This window comes from Streptomyces sp. NBC_01314, from assembly GCF_041435215.1.
Lineage (GTDB): Bacteria > Actinomycetota > Actinomycetes > Streptomycetales > Streptomycetaceae > Streptomyces.
Map to the genome: position 1 here is coordinate 984,643 of NZ_CP108394.1, position 15,491 is coordinate 1,000,133.

10 protein-coding genes and 3 pseudogenes are annotated in these 15,491 nt (G+C 68.3%); 6 read left to right on the forward strand and 7 right to left on the reverse strand.

The features are described 5' to 3' along the window. Positions 1–6: 6 nt before the first annotated feature. Positions 7–1,500, reverse strand: coding sequence for a DEAD/DEAH box helicase (locus OG622_RS04465; protein WP_371573490.1), 1,494 nt, complete (start codon positions 1,498–1,500; stop codon positions 7–9). A 335-nt stretch (positions 1,501–1,835) separates the two neighbouring features. Beyond that, complete coding sequence (locus OG622_RS04470; RefSeq protein WP_030664939.1) at positions 1,836–2,039, reverse strand: cold-shock protein; 204 nt, start codon at positions 2,037–2,039, stop codon at positions 1,836–1,838. Between the two features lie 596 nt (positions 2,040–2,635). On the opposite strand from OG622_RS04470, the gene OG622_RS04475 reads away from it, so the two are divergent. After that, positions 2,636–3,424 carry a DeoR/GlpR family DNA-binding transcription regulator gene (locus OG622_RS04475; protein ID WP_371573494.1) on the forward strand — a complete coding sequence of 263 codons (789 nt, stop codon included), beginning with the start codon at positions 2,636–2,638 and terminating at the stop codon, positions 3,422–3,424. A gap of 312 nt (positions 3,425–3,736) precedes the next feature. Here OG622_RS04475 and OG622_RS04480 read toward each other — a convergent pair whose 3' ends face one another. Then, positions 3,737–6,571, reverse strand: a complete 2,835-nt coding sequence (locus OG622_RS04480; RefSeq protein ID WP_371573496.1) for an FAD-binding and (Fe-S)-binding domain-containing protein — start codon at positions 6,569–6,571, stop codon at positions 3,737–3,739. Positions 6,572–6,692: 121 nt separating this feature from the next. Between OG622_RS04480 and OG622_RS04485 the strand changes: the two genes are divergently transcribed. The 5 genes and pseudogenes from OG622_RS04485 to OG622_RS04505 all read left to right on the forward strand — a co-directional run bounded on the left by OG622_RS04485 (position 6,693) and on the right by OG622_RS04505 (position 11,954). Continuing rightward, positions 6,693–7,343 (forward strand): TetR/AcrR family transcriptional regulator, encoded by a 651-nt coding sequence (locus tag OG622_RS04485; RefSeq protein ID WP_371573498.1) that lies wholly within the window; start codon positions 6,693–6,695, stop codon positions 7,341–7,343. Between the two features lie 41 nt (positions 7,344–7,384). Further along, a pseudogene (locus tag OG622_RS04490) lies at positions 7,385–8,281 on the forward strand (IS630 family transposase); the annotation flags it as partial. A 670-nt stretch (positions 8,282–8,951) separates the two neighbouring features. After that, complete coding sequence (locus tag OG622_RS04495; RefSeq protein WP_371572569.1) at positions 8,952–10,757, forward strand: reverse transcriptase domain-containing protein; 1,806 nt, start codon at positions 8,952–8,954, stop codon at positions 10,755–10,757. Between the two features lie 73 nt (positions 10,758–10,830). After that, positions 10,831–11,031, forward strand: a pseudogene (locus OG622_RS04500) (IS630 family transposase); the annotation flags it as partial. 39 nt (positions 11,032–11,070) lie between these two features. Further along, positions 11,071–11,954 (forward strand): IS5 family transposase gene (locus OG622_RS04505; RefSeq protein WP_371584000.1). Its coding sequence is split into 2 segments (ribosomal slippage): positions 11,071–11,437 and positions 11,437–11,954, totalling 885 coding nucleotides; the frame shifts between segments, so codons are not numbered across the junction. Here OG622_RS04505 and OG622_RS04510 read toward each other — a convergent pair. From OG622_RS04510 to OG622_RS04525, 4 genes and pseudogenes are all read right to left on the reverse strand, one after another. Further along, positions 11,938–12,636 carry an alpha/beta hydrolase gene (locus OG622_RS04510; protein WP_371573499.1) on the reverse strand — a complete coding sequence of 233 codons (699 nt, stop codon included), beginning with the start codon at positions 12,634–12,636 and terminating at the stop codon, positions 11,938–11,940. The two genes, OG622_RS04505 and OG622_RS04510, sit on opposite strands and share 17 nt — an antisense overlap. A gap of 271 nt (positions 12,637–12,907) precedes the next feature. Next, positions 12,908–13,390: pseudogene (locus OG622_RS04515) on the reverse strand (hypothetical protein). Between the two features lie 217 nt (positions 13,391–13,607). Next, a complete protein-coding gene (locus OG622_RS04520) occupies positions 13,608–14,408 on the reverse strand; it encodes an ABC transporter ATP-binding protein (protein ID WP_371573500.1) in 801 nt (266 codons plus the stop codon). Positions 14,409–14,451: 43 nt separating this feature from the next. Beyond that, complete coding sequence (locus tag OG622_RS04525) at positions 14,452–15,426, reverse strand: FecCD family ABC transporter permease (RefSeq protein ID WP_371584001.1); 975 nt, start codon at positions 15,424–15,426, stop codon at positions 14,452–14,454. Positions 15,427–15,491: the final 65 nt, after the last annotated feature.

A 15,491-nucleotide genomic window follows, 5' to 3' on the forward strand; every position in this document is an offset into this window, starting at 1 on the left:
AAGGTTCTAGGCCGCCGCACCGACGACGGGCTGGCGTGCGGGCGCGCGCCGGGTCGTCGAAGAGGGGCGGCGCCGGCCTCGGGAGGAGGCGCTGCGCTTGGGGCGTTCCGCCACGGGTGCGGTGATGACGACCGGGATGCCGGACGGAGCCTGGGCGCCGGTGATCCGGCTCAGGGCCTCGTCGCCCGCGCGGACCTGGGTCGTCTGCGGCCGGATTCCGGCGTCCGCCATGAGGCGGACCATGCTGCGGCGCTGCTGCGGTGTGACGAGAGTGACAACGCTGCCGGACTCGCCGGCGCGGGCGGTGCGGCCCCCGCGGTGGAGGTAGTCCTTGTGGTCGGTCGGCGGGTCGACGTTGACGACGAGGTCGAGGTTGTCGACGTGAATGCCGCGCGCCGCGACATTGGTCGCGACCAGCACGCTGACGTGCCCGGTCTTGAACTGCGCCAGCGTGCGGGTGCGCTGCGGCTGCGACTTGCCGCCGTGGAGCGCGGCGGCCCGTACCCCGCTGTTGAGCAGGTCCTGGGTCAGCCGGTCGACGGCGTGCTTGGTGTCCAGGAACATGATCACGCGGCCGTCGCGGGCGGCGATCTCCAAGGTGGCGGCGTGCTTGTCGGCGCCATGGACGTGCAGGACGTGGTGCTCCATCGTCGTGACCGCACCGGCCGACGGGTCGACCGAATGCACGACGGGGTCGGTGAGATAGCGGCGCACCAGCAGGTCGACGTTACGGTCCAAGGTGGCGGAGAACAGCATCCGCTGCCCCTCCGGACGTACCTGGTCGAGCAGCGCGGTGACCTGCGGCATGAACCCCATGTCGGCCATCTGGTCGGCCTCGTCCAGCACCGTGATGCCCACCTGGTTCAGGCGGCACTCGCCACGATCGATGAGGTCCTTCAGCCGGCCCGGGGTTGCGACGACGACCTCTGCGCCGCCTCGCAGCGCGCCGGCCTGCTTGCCGATCGACATGCCGCCCACCACCGTGGCCATGCGCAGCTTGACGGAGCGGGCGTAAGGAGTGAGCGCGTCCGTCACCTGCTGGGCCAGCTCGCGCGTCGGTACGAGGATCAGCCCCAGCGGCTGGCGGGACTCAGCACGCTGTCCAGCGGTGCGGGCCAGCAGGGCGAGGCCGAAGGCGAGGGTCTTGCCGGAACCGGTGCGTCCGCGACCCAGAACGTCACGGCCCGCCAAGGCGTTCGGCAGCGTCGCGCCCTGGATCGGGAACGGCGCGGTCACGCCCTGCCTGCCGAGTTCGGCCAGTAGCTGCTCGGGCATGGCGAGATCGGCGAAGTTCTCGACGGCAGGCAGCGCGGGGGTGATCGTCTTCGGGAGCGCGAACTCACCCTGCACTGCGGCGGGCCGACGGCCGTAACCGCCGGTACGGGCGGGCCCGCCGGAACGGCGCGGGGCCGGCGAACCGAAACGGCTGCCGCCCTTGGTGGCGTCGGCACCGCCGTTTCGGGTGCGGGCGAAGCGGTTGTTCGTGCGTGTGGGGTTCATGCGGAACCTTCCTCGATGTGGCGCATATCAAGGAATTCCCGCAGCGATGAACAGCATGGAGAATTACAAGTATGGACCGATGGTGAAATACAGCACTTCTGGCCGACGAAAATGCGCGCGGGCGCAGGTGCTGAAATGGGTGACGTCTTGCGGTGTGGAACTCGGGCGTCGACCGCGGTGCAACTCTTCAGGACGCCCGGGCATCCTGACAGGAGGGCCGCGTCTGGTGAGAGTGCGGGTTCCTGCCCGTCGTCCCGCCGGTGAAACCGCGCGGGAAATGCTTGTAGCTGGGGCCCGCACCCCAAGGGATGCGGGCCCCAGCTACAGCGGGTACGTCAGGCCGGAACGATGTTCTCGGCCGTCGGGCCCTTCTGGCCCTGCGCGATGTCGAAGTTCACCTTCTGGCCCTCGAGCAGCTCACGGAAGCCCTGGGCGGCAATGTTCGAGTAGTGGGCGAACACATCAGGTCCGCCGCCGTCCTGCTCGATGAAGCCGAAGCCCTTTTCCGCGTTGAACCACTTCACGGTACCAGCAGCCATGCCATATCTCCTTTGGGGGGCAGTACATCGGAACCCGCACTGCGCGGACGCCGTGTCGCCGCAATGATTACCCCGCCCGGAAAAACTGGCCTGAAATACAAAAGCGCTCCCACCGGCAGGAGCCGTGTGGGGCACTTGAAGTTTTGGGAACCACAACTGCAACTGACGTCAGACTAGCACGCTGCAACGGCCCGCGCTTGTTACATAATTCCACTTTGCTCGTCGCGGCAAAAACTCTCATTGCAGGGTCCGTCAAACTCTCACCTCACGAGCACAGATATTGATCCGCTCGGAGTGCAATGTCTCAGGACGATCGGTGCCGCCGACTGCAGCCAGAACTGCCGGGCGCGACGACGCGGCTGACGACGTACGCGGCTGTGCGCGAGACGCCTTCGGAAACCGCCTGCCGGAACTCCCCTGTCGGGCACGCCCGTTGAGCCGTACAGGACCAGCGGCACCGGGGCCGCCTCGGCGAGACAGGTGATGAGCGGTGCAGGGTTTTGCTCGTTTCTTGACCATAAACACCCAAACAAGCGCTGTGGTTTCATGGAACTGCGCACGGTGTGGCGCACATCATCAACAGAGAGTTGTGTGACATGGCGGCACCGCAGGCCCGGTGGAGCGCGCTGCTGGAGATGCTGACGCGCGACGGGCGGGTCGAAGTAGAGGCGGCTGCCAGCGAGTTGGGGGTCTCGGCCGCGACGATCAGGCGCGACCTCGACGAGCTGGCCCGCCAGCAGATGGTCACCCGCACGCATGGCGGAGCCACGCTCAACGCGATCGCCTACGACCTGCCGCTGCGCTACAAGTCCGCGCGCAACGCTCCGGAGAAGGAGCGGATCGCGCAGGCCGCCGCAGGACTGGTGAAGGCGGGCGCCGTGGTGGGGATGAACGGCGGCACCACGACCACCGAGGTGGCGCGGGCCCTGGCCACCCGCGCCGACCTGGGTTCCGGCGGCTCGGAGACGGCGGTCACCGTGGTGACCAACGCGCTGAACATCGCCAACGAGCTGGTCGTGCGGCGCCACGTCAAGCTCGTGGTGACCGGTGGAGTGGCCCGGCCCGCGTCCTATGAGCTGATCGGGCCGCTGGCCACCGAACTGCTCGCGGAGATCGCTCTGGACCAGGTCTTCATAGGGGTGGACGCCATCGATGTGGCCAACGGGGCTACCGCCCATCACGAGGGCGAGGCGAGTATCAACCGGGCGCTGGCCCGGCGCGCGCAGCAGGTCGTCGCGGTCGCCGACTCCACCAAGCTGGACCGGCGGGCCTTCGCCCGCATCTGCCCGGTGGAGGACATCGACGTCCTGGTGACCGACAAGGCCGCCTCGGACGAGCTGGCCAAGTCGTTCGCCGCGGCCGGCGTGGAGGTCATCCGCGCCTGACACCGCAGACCACTCCCCTGCTCGCCCCGGCCGCGCCGCGCATCCCGGCGTCATCCCGGACACCGCCCCCGGTCAGGCCGGAGACAAGGACCGCTACGACACCACGGTCTTCGACACCGCGCTCCCCGAACTCCTCTTCGTGCGAGGCGAGTTGAGGAACAGCTCGGCTTACCGCTACGACTGACCTGCGCCCCTCACATCTGCGGAGCCGAGCCCTGAGGGCCGGCTCCGCAGGCGTTTCGGCAGGGTCGGACGGTCGCCGCGTCGTGTCGTGTCGCGTCATGTCGATGCAAGCAGCCGGACGACCCGGCCTCAGACGCGGGGGGCGAACAGCTCGGCCAGATGCCGGGCCGGCACGTCGGCCAGGTCGTCGAGCTGGACGCGGCAGGACATGCCGTCCGCCAGGAACACCGCGTCCGGGTGCGCGCGCACCGCCGGCAGCAGATGCGTCTCGGCGACCGCGACGCTGACCTCGTAGTGCCCCTTCTCCATACCGAAGTTGCCGGCCAGGCCGCAGCACCCCCGCACCTTGGTGACGGTGGCGCCGGTCTTCTCCAGCAGACGCTGGTCGGTGTCCCAGCCGATGACCGCGCTCTGGTGACAGTGCGGCTGCGCGACCACCTCCACACCGGTCAGGTCCGGCAGGGGCAGGTCGAGACGCTCGACCAGCTCCGCGAAGCTCAGTACCCCCGAGGCCACCACGTCCGTCTCCGGGGCGTCGCACAGCTCTCTCGCGTCGCCGCGCAGCGACGCCAGACAGGACGGCTCCAGGGCCATCACCGGGATCCCGCTGCGGATGTAGGGCGCGAGCGTGCGCACCGTCCGGCCCACGATGCTCCGCGCCTGGTCGAGTTGTCCGGTCGTGATCCAGGTCAGGCCGCAGCAGGCGTCCTCCCCGACGACGCGGACCGTGAGGCCGTGAGACTCCAGGAACCGGATCGCCGCCAGGCCGGAATCCGGGAAGAAATGGTCGGTGAAGGAGTCGGCCCAGATCCACACGTCGGCCGACGCGTCCGTGGTGCGAGAGGCGTGCGTCGCCTTCTTGAGGGTCGGGGAGGCGAACTCCGGCACGGACCGTCGGTGGTCGATGCCGGCGACCCACTTGGCCAGGCCGGCGAGCAGCTTGACGCGCAGGAGCAGGTTGGCCGCCGGCGCCAGCGGCGCGGTGAGCCGGGCCCACTTCGGAAGCCGGCCGAGGAACAGGTGCGACCGCGGTCGCCTCACCCCGGCGACATCGTGCCGCTGGTGCAGCACCTCGGATTTGTACGTGGCCATGTCGACGCCGCTGGGGCAGTCGCTGGCACAGCCCTTGCACGCGAGGCAGAGGTCGAGTGCCTCGGTCACGGCCGGGTCCCGCAGACCGCCGAGGAGCAGTCCCCCGTCGAGTGCCTCCTGCAACACCCGGGCGCGGCCACGGGTGGAGTCCCGCTCGTCCCGGGTGGCGAGATAGGAGGGGCACATCACCCCGGCGGTCTTCGGCGCCACGCACTTCCCGACGCCGGTGCAACGGTGCACCGCGGCGCCGAGGTCTCCGGCGTCGTGCACCAGGCGCAGGCCGGAACGTACCGGCGCGCGCGGGCGCACCGGGCGCAGGTCGTCGGTGATCGGAACCGGGTTGGCGATGATGCCCGGGTTCAGGAGGTTGTCGGGGTCACAGACGGCCTTGACCTGCTGGAACAGGGCGAGGGACGCCTCGTCGTACATCAGTGGCAACAGCTCGCCGCGGACCCGGCCGTCACCGTGCTCCCCCGACAGCGTGCCGCGATAGTCCCGCAGCCGTGTCGCACAGGCGGTCATGAAGTCGCGGAACACTCCGGCCGAAGCGGGGTCGCCGGGTTCGAAGGGGAAGTCGATGCGGCAGTGGACACAGCCGTCGCCGAAGTGCCCGTACGGGATGCCCTGAAGGCGGTGCGCCCGCAGCAGTTCCTCGAAGTCGCGCAGCCACGCGCCGAGGTGCTCCGGTGGAACGGCGGCGTCCTCCCATCCACCGTACGCCGGCGTCGCCAGCGACCTGCCCGCGAGCCCGGCGCCGTCCTCACGGATACGCCACAGCGCGGCCGCCTCACGTGGGTCGTCGATCAGCCTGGTGTCCAGCGCGGCTCCGGCGGCGACGAGCCGCCGCACCGAATCCGGCGCGTCCTCGCCCGCTACCTCCGCGAACAGCCAGCCGCGCCCTTTCGGCAGGTCGGGAACCGGCGAACCCTTCGCGCGTACCAGGTCGACGATGCGCGAGTCCATGCCCTCGCACGCGATGAGCCGGCCCGGTACGGCGGCCAGCAGCGCCGGCACCGCATCGGCCGCGTCGGCCATGGTCGGATACCCGAGCACCAGCAGCCTGCGTTCGACCCGGTCGTCGACGAGCCGAACGGTCGCCTCCAGGACCGTGGCCAGCGACCCTTCGCTGCCGACGAGGAACCGGTCGATGCGGCGCCGCTCGGGCAGCAGGTGCTCCAGGCCGTAGCCGCTGACCTGGCGGCCGAAGCGGCCGAACTCGGTCCGCAGATGGACCAGATTCGCGTCCCCGACCGCCGCCAGCCGCTCGGCGGTGCCACCGCCGGGCCGACCGCCCTGCTCAAGGGCCGACTCGCCGTTGCCGTAGAGCACGCGCAGCGACTCGACGTTGTCCACCGTCCGCCCGTAGCCCAGGGCCCGCGACCCACAGGCGTTGTTCCCGATCATCCCGCCGATCGTGCAGCGACTGTGCGAGGACGGGTCCGGTCCGAAGCGCAGCCCGTGGGGCGCTGCCGCGCGCTGCAGGTCCGCGTGCACCACACCCGGTTCCACCCGCGCCGTACGTGCGACCGGGTCGATGTCGAGTACCCGGTCGAACCGGCGGGTGTCGATGACGATGCCGCTGCCGACGGCGTTGCCCGCGATGCTGGTGCCCGCGCCCCGCATCGTGACCGGGACCCGCAGCTCACTGGCCACCTGGTGGGCCGCGATCACGTCCTCGGCGTTGCGTGCCTTCACGACCGTGGACGGGACGACGCGGTACAGACTCGCGTCGGAGGAGTACAGGGCTCGTGTCAGTGGCGAGTCGTCGAACTCGACGCCCACCGCGCGCAGAGCCGCGGCGAGATCCTCGGGAGAGGCCGTCGACGAGTCTGCCGGGGTTTCGCCGGGTTCGCGCTGCGCTTGAGTGGGCATGCCTGAGGCTAACTAACGTAAGTTAGCTTTTCCAGCTCCGCATCGAGCCGCCGCGGTGACCCCTGACCGACGTAGGGGGAGATTCCGGCGTGCGCGACTCACGCCGACAAGGGAGAAGTCAGTGGCCGAGGAGCGGTGGCCCCGCGCTGTCGAGGAGTTCGACAAGCATCTGAGCGAACTCGACTGGAGTCACCGGAGCGAGTCCCGGAGAGCCATCCTTGAGGTGTTCCTCCGACTGGCCACCGAGAACGGGTTCAACTCCGTCTCCATGCGCATGATCGCCAAGGAGATGGCCATCAAGGCCCCGAGCCTGTACAACCACTTCCCGGACGGTCGCGACGAGATCGTCGCCGAGTCTCTCCGCCGGCACTTCTACAAGTTCGGCATCGCCGTACTCGACGGCGTGCGTGATGTCCCCGACCCCGGGGACGGCTGGCGCCGGATGGTGCACGTGCACCTGACCCGACAGGTCGAGCTTCCCGAGAGCAACCTGTGGGACCTGCTGGTGGCGACCGACCAGGTCGTCCGCTTCCTCCCGCAGCCGCTCCGCGCAGAAGTCGATGCCTGGGTCGACCTGTACGAGGCGCTGTATCGCGCCGCGGCCCAGGACATGGGGTTCGGCCCGTCGGTCCAGCAGGTCAAGCTCGTGATGACCGTGCTTGAAGGCGCGAATCGCTGGGTCATGTGGGACGGCGAGCCCCGGTCGCTCGCCGCGCTGGTCGAGAAGGCGAACACGGCCACCCTCGCCCTGCTGGAACTCGCCATGGACTAGTGTCCTGAGTCTTTGATTCACTGAAGAAGTAGGCTGGGCTCATGGCGCGTATGGGTCGGCCGACGGTCGAGGTGGTCCTGACAGACGACGAGCGGGATACGTTGCTGCGCTGGTCGCGGCGGGCGACGTCGTCGCAGGCTTTGGCGTTGCGGTGCCGGATCGTTCTGGCCTGCGCCCAGGGTGGCTCAAATACCGTCGTGGGTACGGAGCTTGGGGTGCACCCGGTGACGGTGGCCAAGTGGCGCAAGCGGTTCGCGTCCGATCGGCTTCAGGGCCTGTCGGACGAGCCGCGGCCAGGGCCGCCGCGCACGGTGAGCGACGAGAAGGTCGAGGAGGTCGTGGTGCGCACGCTGGAGTCCACCCCGAAGAACGCCACGCACTGGTCGACGCGGGAGATGGCCGAGGCCAGCGGCTTGTCGCAGTCCACGGTCTCCAGGATCTGGCGGACCTTCGGCCTCAAGCCGCACCTGGTGGACACCTTCAAGCTGTCCAAGGACCCGCAGTTCATCGAGAAGGTCCGCGACGTCGTCGGTCTGTACCTGGACCCGCCGGAGCGGGCGATCGTGCTGTGCGTGGACGAGAAGTCGCAGATCCAGGCGCTGGACCGGTCCGCGCCGGTACTGCCGATGATGCCCGGCATGCCCGAGCGCCGCACCCACGACTATGTGCGCGGTGGGGTGACGGCCCTGTTCGCCGCGCTGAACGCTGCGACCGGCGAGGTCATCTCCTCCATCCACCGCCGGCACCGCGCGGTGGAGTTCAAGAAGTTCCTGGCCAAGCTCGACAAGGAGGTGCCCGAGCACCTCGATGTCCACCTGATCTGCGACAACTACGCCACTCACAAGACCCCCGCGATCCAGAAGTGGCTGCTGGCCCACCCCCGGTTCCATATGCACTTCACGCCGACCAGCGCCTCCTGGCTCAACCAGGTCGTGCGACACGAAGTCGCTTGAGAAGAGTGGGAATCACCAAGGAGGTTCGACGATGTCGAAGGTGTAGACCCGAGCCAGTGCACAGGGCTCGTTCCCGCCTCAGCGTGCGTCGCGAGTGATCGCGGGGTGCGAAGCCTGAGGAAAGGTCCAAGGATTCCCGTTCCATCCGGGGATTACAGGCCGGGAAATGCCGGACGGGTGAATGCGAATGAACCCTTGATGATGCCTCGTCATGAGCACTCTCGCCGATGGGTTGTTTCAGCGGGAGATAGGGACTGGCCATTGAAAAGTGGCAGGCGCCGACCGGAGATATCTGACCGGTCGGGAGTGCACCGCCGTCCCCGGGGTGCAGAGGGCACCCTCCCCGGCAGCACCTCTCTCATGCGGAACGTGACAACCCCGATGGAGTCCAGGCAATAAGTTTCTGGCCTGGTAAGCCAACCGCAAGTAAGGCCCAAATCTCCAGCGGGCGCAGGAAGACCCAGCAAGCGAATGCCGGTGGCCGAAAGGCAGCAGGAAACCGGGAACCACATGCCGACACCTCCGTCGGCGGTTCCCGCATAACTGGCCGGATAGGGGCCGATACCCCGACCTGAAAGGGTGCTGACGTGGGTCTGGTGAGCTTGTGAAGGCACGAAGACCGAAGACACCGGAACCGAAGGAAAAGTTGGACGTCATGACGACACACGCGGCCGGGACGGCGCAAGCCGCAGCGACCGCCGTCGGCATAGCGAACGGACCGGAGGGCGAGATCACCGACTGGCCGTCGATCGACTGGCGGAGGGTCGAGGACGACGTACGGCGTCTGCGGCAGCGCATCTTCACGGCATCGCAGGCAGGAGACCTGGCCAAGGTCAGGAATCTGCAGAAGCTGATGCTCCGCTCCCGCGCCAACGCACTCGTGAGTGTGCGGCGGGTCACGGAGGTCAACGCTGGCCGCAAGACGGCGGGGGTTGACGGGAAAGTCGTCCTGCCGCCCCAGGAAAAGGCCGAGCTGGCCGACTGGGTCCAGCATGGCGCGGCCCCGTGGAAACCCAAGCCCGTCAAGCGGGTGTATATCGCCAAGGCGAATGGAAAACAGCGCCCGCTCGGAATTCCCGTGATCGCTGACAGATGCCTCCAAGCTCTGGCACTGAATGCGCTGGAGCCCGAGTGGGAGGCACGGCTGGAACCGAAGGTCTACGGCTTCCGTCCCGGCCGTGGCTGTCATGACGCGATTGTGGCCATCCACACGACGGCGTGCGGCAAGACCGCCAAGCGCCTGTGGGTGCTCGACGCCGACTTGAAAGCGGCATTCGACCGGATCGACCACGATAATCTGCTCACGTCGCTGGGTTCGTTTCCCGGAAGGGGAATGATCGCCGGATGGCTGAAGGCGGGCGTGGTCGAGAAAGGTTGGTTCGCCCCCACGTTGGAAGGAACTCCTCAGGGCGGGGTGATCAGTCCCGCGTTGTTGAATATCGCTTTGCATGGAATGGGAAAGGCCGCTGGAGTCCGCTACCAGACTCTCGGCAGCGATGCCGCGATTTTGGCGCGTGACTCACCGGTTCTGGTCGTCTACGCCGACGACCTCCTCGCCCTGTGCCACTCGCAGGAACAAGCCGAGGAGGTCAAGGCACGGCTCGCCGCGTGGCTCGCGCCCCGGGGACTGGCTTTCAACGAGGACAAGACGCGCGTTGTCCACCTCGATGAGGGCTGCGACTTCCTGGGGTTCAACATCCGACGCTATCGCGGCAAGTTGCTGACCAAGCCGAGCAACGCGGCCCTGTGGCGGATCCGGGAACGGCTCGCCGCCGAGATGCTGGCCCTGCGAGGGGCCAACGCCGACGCGGTGATCGCCAAGCTCAACCCGATCATCAAGGGCTGGGCCGCCTACTACCGGATCGGGGTGTCCAAGCGGGCGTTCAACTCGCTGGACGCCTACGTGTGGAGGCTGGTCTACAAGTGGGCCAAGTTCTCTCACGCGAACAAGTCGAAGCGCTGGGTGACCGACCGGTACTTCGGCATGTTCAACCCGTTCAGGTATGACAGGTGGGTGTTCGGGGACCGCACCAGCGGTTTCTACCTCTACAAGTTCGCCTGGACGCCGATCGTCCGGCACCGGATGGTGCCAGGAACGGCGTCGACCGACGATCCCACCCTGGTCGACTTCTGGGCCAAGCGGCGTCGCCGCGGCAAACTCCCGCTGGGCAAAGGCACCCTGCATCTATTGCAGAAGCAGGACGGCCGATGTCCAGTCTGCGGAGGGCTGTTGCTGCACGCCGACCACGAGCCGCAAACTCCCGACCAGTGGGAACAGTGGCTCAAGGTCACCCGCACGGCGATCCGGAAACACGCGATCATCGCTGATGCGGGCAACGGCAAGCCGGACAAATCCGCCGCCCCACGTCTGATCCACACCCACTGCCACCGTCGGCTGACCACCGGCATCGGCAAGTCGCCAGCACTTCTGACCAGCCCGCGAGCCATAGAGCTTGCTTGAGCCGGTTGCCTGGAAATCGGGCACGGCCGGTTCTGAGGGGGACCGCTGCAGCAATGCAGCGGTCCTACCCGACGAGCGCTGGTTCGGCCTGCTGACGGACAAGCAGATACGGCGCGGCGTCCACAAGAACGTGCAGGCCCTGGAGAAAGACATCCGCTCCTGGATCGCCACCTGGAACGAAGATCCCCGACCTTTCGTCTGGACGAAGACCGCCGACGAGATCTTCGAACGCCTCGCCGGATATCTGAACCGAATCAAAGACTCAGGACACTAGGGCGTGTATCGGAAGTGGATCTTGCGTGAGATGATCTTGATGGTGGCACGTGGGGATCTGACGGATGCGCAGTGGGCCAGGCTGGAACCGCTGCAGCCCAGGGGCAGGAAGCCGGGACGCCCGCCGAGATGGACGAGGCGACAGCTGATCGACGGCATACGCTGGCGGACCCGGACCCGGACCGGGACGCCGTGGCGGGATGTCCCGGAGCGTTACGGGCCGTGGGCGCGCGTGTATGACCTGTTCCGGCGCTGGCAGCGAGACGGTACCTGGAAGCGGATCTTCACCGAGCTACAGGCCCAGGCCGACGCAAAGAACCTGATCACCTGGGACATCAACGTCGACTCCACCGTCTGCCGGGCCCACCAGCACGCTGCCGGCGCGCGAAAAAGGGGGACCTGCAAAAGGAGCCGCCCGGCGGCATCGCCACCGAACCGGACGACCACGGCCTCGGACGTTCGCGCGGCGGCCTGACCACCAAACTGCACCTGGCCGTCGAGCAGGGCCAGAAACCGATGTCGATCGTCATCACGGCCGGACAGCGCGGAGACTCCCCGCAGTTCGAGCCCGTCCTCAAAGCGATCCGCGTGCCCCGCATCGGGCCGGGCAGGCCCCGCACTCGCCCCGACCGCGTCCGGGCGGACAAGGCGTACGCCTCTCGAAAGAACCGCGCCTACCTGCGGCGACGCGGGATCCCTTGCACCATTCCGGACAAGGCCGACCAGGCCCGCAACCGCAAGAAACTCGGCTCCCACGGCGGCCGCCCGCCAAAGTTCGACAAGACCGACTACAAGGAGCGCCACGCGGTTGAGTGCGGGATCAACCGCCTCAAGCGCCACCGCGCGGTCGCCACCCGCTATGAGAAACTCGCCGTCCGCTACGAGGCGACCGTCCTCATCGCAGCCATCAACGAGTGGTTGTGACTCCTTCATCTCGGCTGCGCGGGATATTGGCGGCGAGCAGTTCCTGCAGGAGTTCAAAGATGAGATCAGGCTGTCCTACGAACGGGGAATGGCCCGTCTGCCACTCGCGCACGTCGGTGCAGCGCGAGGCCATCTTCCGCTGCAGGACCGGGTCGATGGCCCGGTCCTGTCCACAGACGACATAGGTGGAGGGAGTGTGCTTCCAGCTGTGGCGCTCTGGGACTCCTCGCCCGCAGCCGGGGGCTTGCGCACGCAGGAGGCCAACCGCCCAGGCGGCGAGAGGTTCGGGACAGTCGCCATAGAGGGTGTCGACAGCCCGGTCGGGGCGCAGGCTGGTCGAGCCGTCGGGCTCCGGGTTGATCGCGTCCTGGAGCTGTGGGGACGCCCCACCCAGACTGGCCGCGCTCTCGCCGACATCAAGCACGAAGGCCGCCAGATAGACCAAGTGTCCCGCTCCGCGCAGCCCGGTGATCACTGACCCTCCGTAGGAGTGGCCGAGCACAATCGGAGGCTCGTGCAGTGAGCCGACGGCTGCCTGGACCGCTGCTGTGTCAGCGAGCAATGAGCCCCGGTGGAGCTCAGGAACGACAACGTGGGTTCCCGCAGTCCGCAAGCGTTCTGCCACCACGGCGAAGTGCTCGGGACGGTGATACAGGCCGTGAACGAGCACCACGGCGGCCAATTCACCTACCTCCTCAGGTCAGTGTCAGGCCAGTGATCCTAGCTCCGGACCATGGCCAGCCATCACTCACCATCTTGATCCACTTCCGATACACGCCCTAGAGCCCACGGAGAAGGGCAGACAATGGCACCGCGGAATGCTTCTTGAGTCCCCTCGCCCACCGGGAGGGCCTGCCCAACCACCCGTCGGCCTCGGCATCCCCGCACGCCGCCGTCCGGAAGAGTCGAATGACCTCCCCCGGGCCGATGTTGGATTGCCGACGGCGCTTCGGTCAGTGGTGCTGGATTCCGAGCTGGTTTGCGGCGGCGTTCACGGTTTGCGCGAGCAGGACGGCGATGGTCATCGGCCCGACGCCGCCGGGCACCGGAGTGATCAGACGGGCGCGGGTGAGGGCGGTGTCAACGTCCACGTCCGCCGACGTTGCCCGGGTTGTATCCGGCATCGATCACGATCGCGCCGGGCTTGATGTCCTCACCCCGGATCAGCCGGGGTCGGCCCACGGCCGCTACACGACATCCGCTTCCTGGACGATCCTCGACAAGTCCGCCGTCCGGGAGTGCCAGTACGTCAACGTTGCGTCCCTGGCGAGCAGGAGCATCACCGCCGGTTTGCCGAGGATGGCGCTGCGGCCCACCACGACGGCGTGCTTGCCGGCGAGGTCGACGTCGTAGGCCTCCAGCAGTCGCATGATCCCGCCCGGCGTGCAGGACACGAAGCCCGGCAGGCCGAAGCTCGTCGCGGCGAAGGAGTGCATCGTGACCCCGTCGACGTCCTTCTCCGGCGCGATGGCCTCGAACGCCGCACGCTCGTCGATGTGCGGGCCGCAGGGATGTTGGAGAAGGATGCCGGGTCACGGACCTCGACCTGCCCGGCATCGACGCGAGCACGAGCCCGAGCCCGAGCCCGAGCCCGAGCAACTGACCATGTGCTGAGCGCCGAGGGCTCGTTCGGATCTGGCCGGTGAGGCCACGTCACCGGTCGGCGGGCTCGGCCTCCCGGTCGGCAGCGAGCGGCTGGGCCGCGTACGTGATGCGGACGACGCCGTCGGTGTGCCGCTCCGTGTCGCCCTGGACACCGAAGACGTCGCGGAGGAGGTCCGGTGTCAGGACCTCCAGTACGGATCCTGCCGCCACCACCGCGCCCTCGTGGAGCACGACGAGGTGGTCGCAGAGCCGGGCGGCGAGGTCGAGGTCGTGCAGGACTGCCAGGGTGGTGATACCCGTACTGCGAATCAGCTCCAGGAGTTCGAACCGGGCGCGGATGTCCAGGTGGTTGGTGACTTCGTCCAGGACCAGGAGCTGCGGCCGCTGGGCGAGAGCGCGGGCCAGCAGGACACGTTGGCGTTCGCCGCCGGACAGGGTTGCGTAGTCCCGGTTCGTGAAGGGTGCGACTCCGCAGCGGTCGACCGCCTCCGCCACGGCCTGGTGGTCCTCGGCGCTGTCCCGGCCCATCAGGCCGTGGTGGGGCGTGCGTCCCAGGGCGACGATCTCGGTCACGGTCAGGCCGGTGGTGGCAGCGGCGTCCTGGAGGACGGCCGCCGTTCGGCGGGCGGCGGTGCGCGGGGACAGCTCCCATACATTGTCGTCGCCTACTCGGACCACGCCGTCGGCCGGCCGCAGCGAGCGGTAGACCGTGCGGAGAAGGGTGGACTTGCCGCTGCCGTTGGGTCCCACGAGCCCGACGATGTCGCCCTTGGCGGCCTCCAGGTTCACATCGCGGAGGATCGGCCTGCGGTCCAGGGTGACGTGGAGCTGGTCGACGGTCAGTTTCATACGGTGTCCGGCCCTCGTCGCGGATTCAGCGGATTCAGCGGCTTCATACGGTGTCCAGGCCCTTGTTGCGGCGCAGCAGCCACAGGAAGAAGGGGGCGCCGAGCAGAGCGGTGAGGATGCCCAGCGGTAGTTCGTTGGGGCGGTTGACGGTTCGGGAGAGCAGGTCGACGAGGACGAGGTAGACGGCACCCAGGAGCGCGGTCAAGGGCAGCAGTCTGCGGTGGTCGGCGCCGGTGGTGAGGCGGACCAGGTGGGGGATCATCAGGCCGACGAAGCCGACGCCGCCGGCGACGGCGATGACAGTTCCGGTCAGCAGCGCGCTGATGACCAGTAGGACGGCGCGCAGCCGGTTGACGTCCACACCGAGCGCGGTGGCGGACTCGTCGCCGGCCAGCAGGGCGTTGAGCCGTCGTCCGAACAGGGTCAGTGCGACGGTTCCGGCCAGGACCACCACGGTGACGGTGGGCAGTTGGTCCCACTGGGCACCGGCGACGCTGCCGAGCATCCAGAACATGACGGTCCGCAGTTCGGTGGGCGTCGCCAGCAGCTGAACGAAGCTGGTCATCGACAGCAGGACATAGCCGACCGCGACCCCGGCCAGCACCAGCCGGGTCGGGGCCAGTCGGCCCCGTCGCCGGCCCAGGGCGAAGACCAAGGCCCCGGCCGCGAGGGCACCGACGAACGCCGCGCCTGACACACCGAGACCTGCCAGACCGCCGAGGGCGGCGCCGCCGAGGGTGATGACGAGCACGGCGCCCAGGGAGGCGCCGTAGGAGAAGCCGAGGACGATCGGGTCGGCGAGCGGGTTGGAGACCAAAGTCTGGAGTACCGCTCCGGCGACGGCCAGTCCGGCGCCGACCAGCGCGGCCAGGGCGACGCGTGGTGCCCGGAAGGTCCACACGATCTGGTCCAGCGCCGGGTCTTCGGTCGCTCCCCGGCCGGTGACGTGGTGCAGGAGGATGCCCCACACGTCGGCCACCGGGATGTTGACCGCGCCGATGCTCACCGCCACCACCATGACGGCGACCAGGACGACCAGCAGCCCGGCGACCGCGAGGGGCACCCGCAGGCGGCTGGGGATCC

What these genes read in the sequence shown, in the direction of transcription:
- OG622_RS04465 (WP_371573490.1), bottom strand. Translation starts at nt 1,500, where the DNA reads ATGAACCCCACACGCACGAACAACCGCTTCGCCCGCACCCGAAACGGC.
- OG622_RS04470 (WP_030664939.1), bottom strand. Translation starts at nt 2,039, where the DNA reads ATGGCTGCTGGTACCGTGAAGTGGTTCAACGCGGAAAAGGGCTTCGGC.
- OG622_RS04475 (WP_371573494.1), top strand. Translation starts at nt 2,636, where the DNA reads ATGGCGGCACCGCAGGCCCGGTGGAGCGCGCTGCTGGAGATGCTGACG.
- OG622_RS04480 (WP_371573496.1), bottom strand. Translation starts at nt 6,571, where the DNA reads ATGCCCACTCAAGCGCAGCGCGAACCCGGCGAAACCCCGGCAGACTCG.
- OG622_RS04495 (WP_371572569.1), top strand. Translation starts at nt 8,952, where the DNA reads ATGACGACACACGCGGCCGGGACGGCGCAAGCCGCAGCGACCGCCGTC.
- OG622_RS04520 (WP_371573500.1), bottom strand. Translation starts at nt 14,408, where the DNA reads ATGAAACTGACCGTCGACCAGCTCCACGTCACCCTGGACCGCAGGCCG.
- OG622_RS04525 (WP_371584001.1), bottom strand. Translation starts at nt 15,426, where the DNA reads ATGGTGGTGGCGGTGAGCATCGGCGCGGTCAACATCCCGGTGGCCGAC.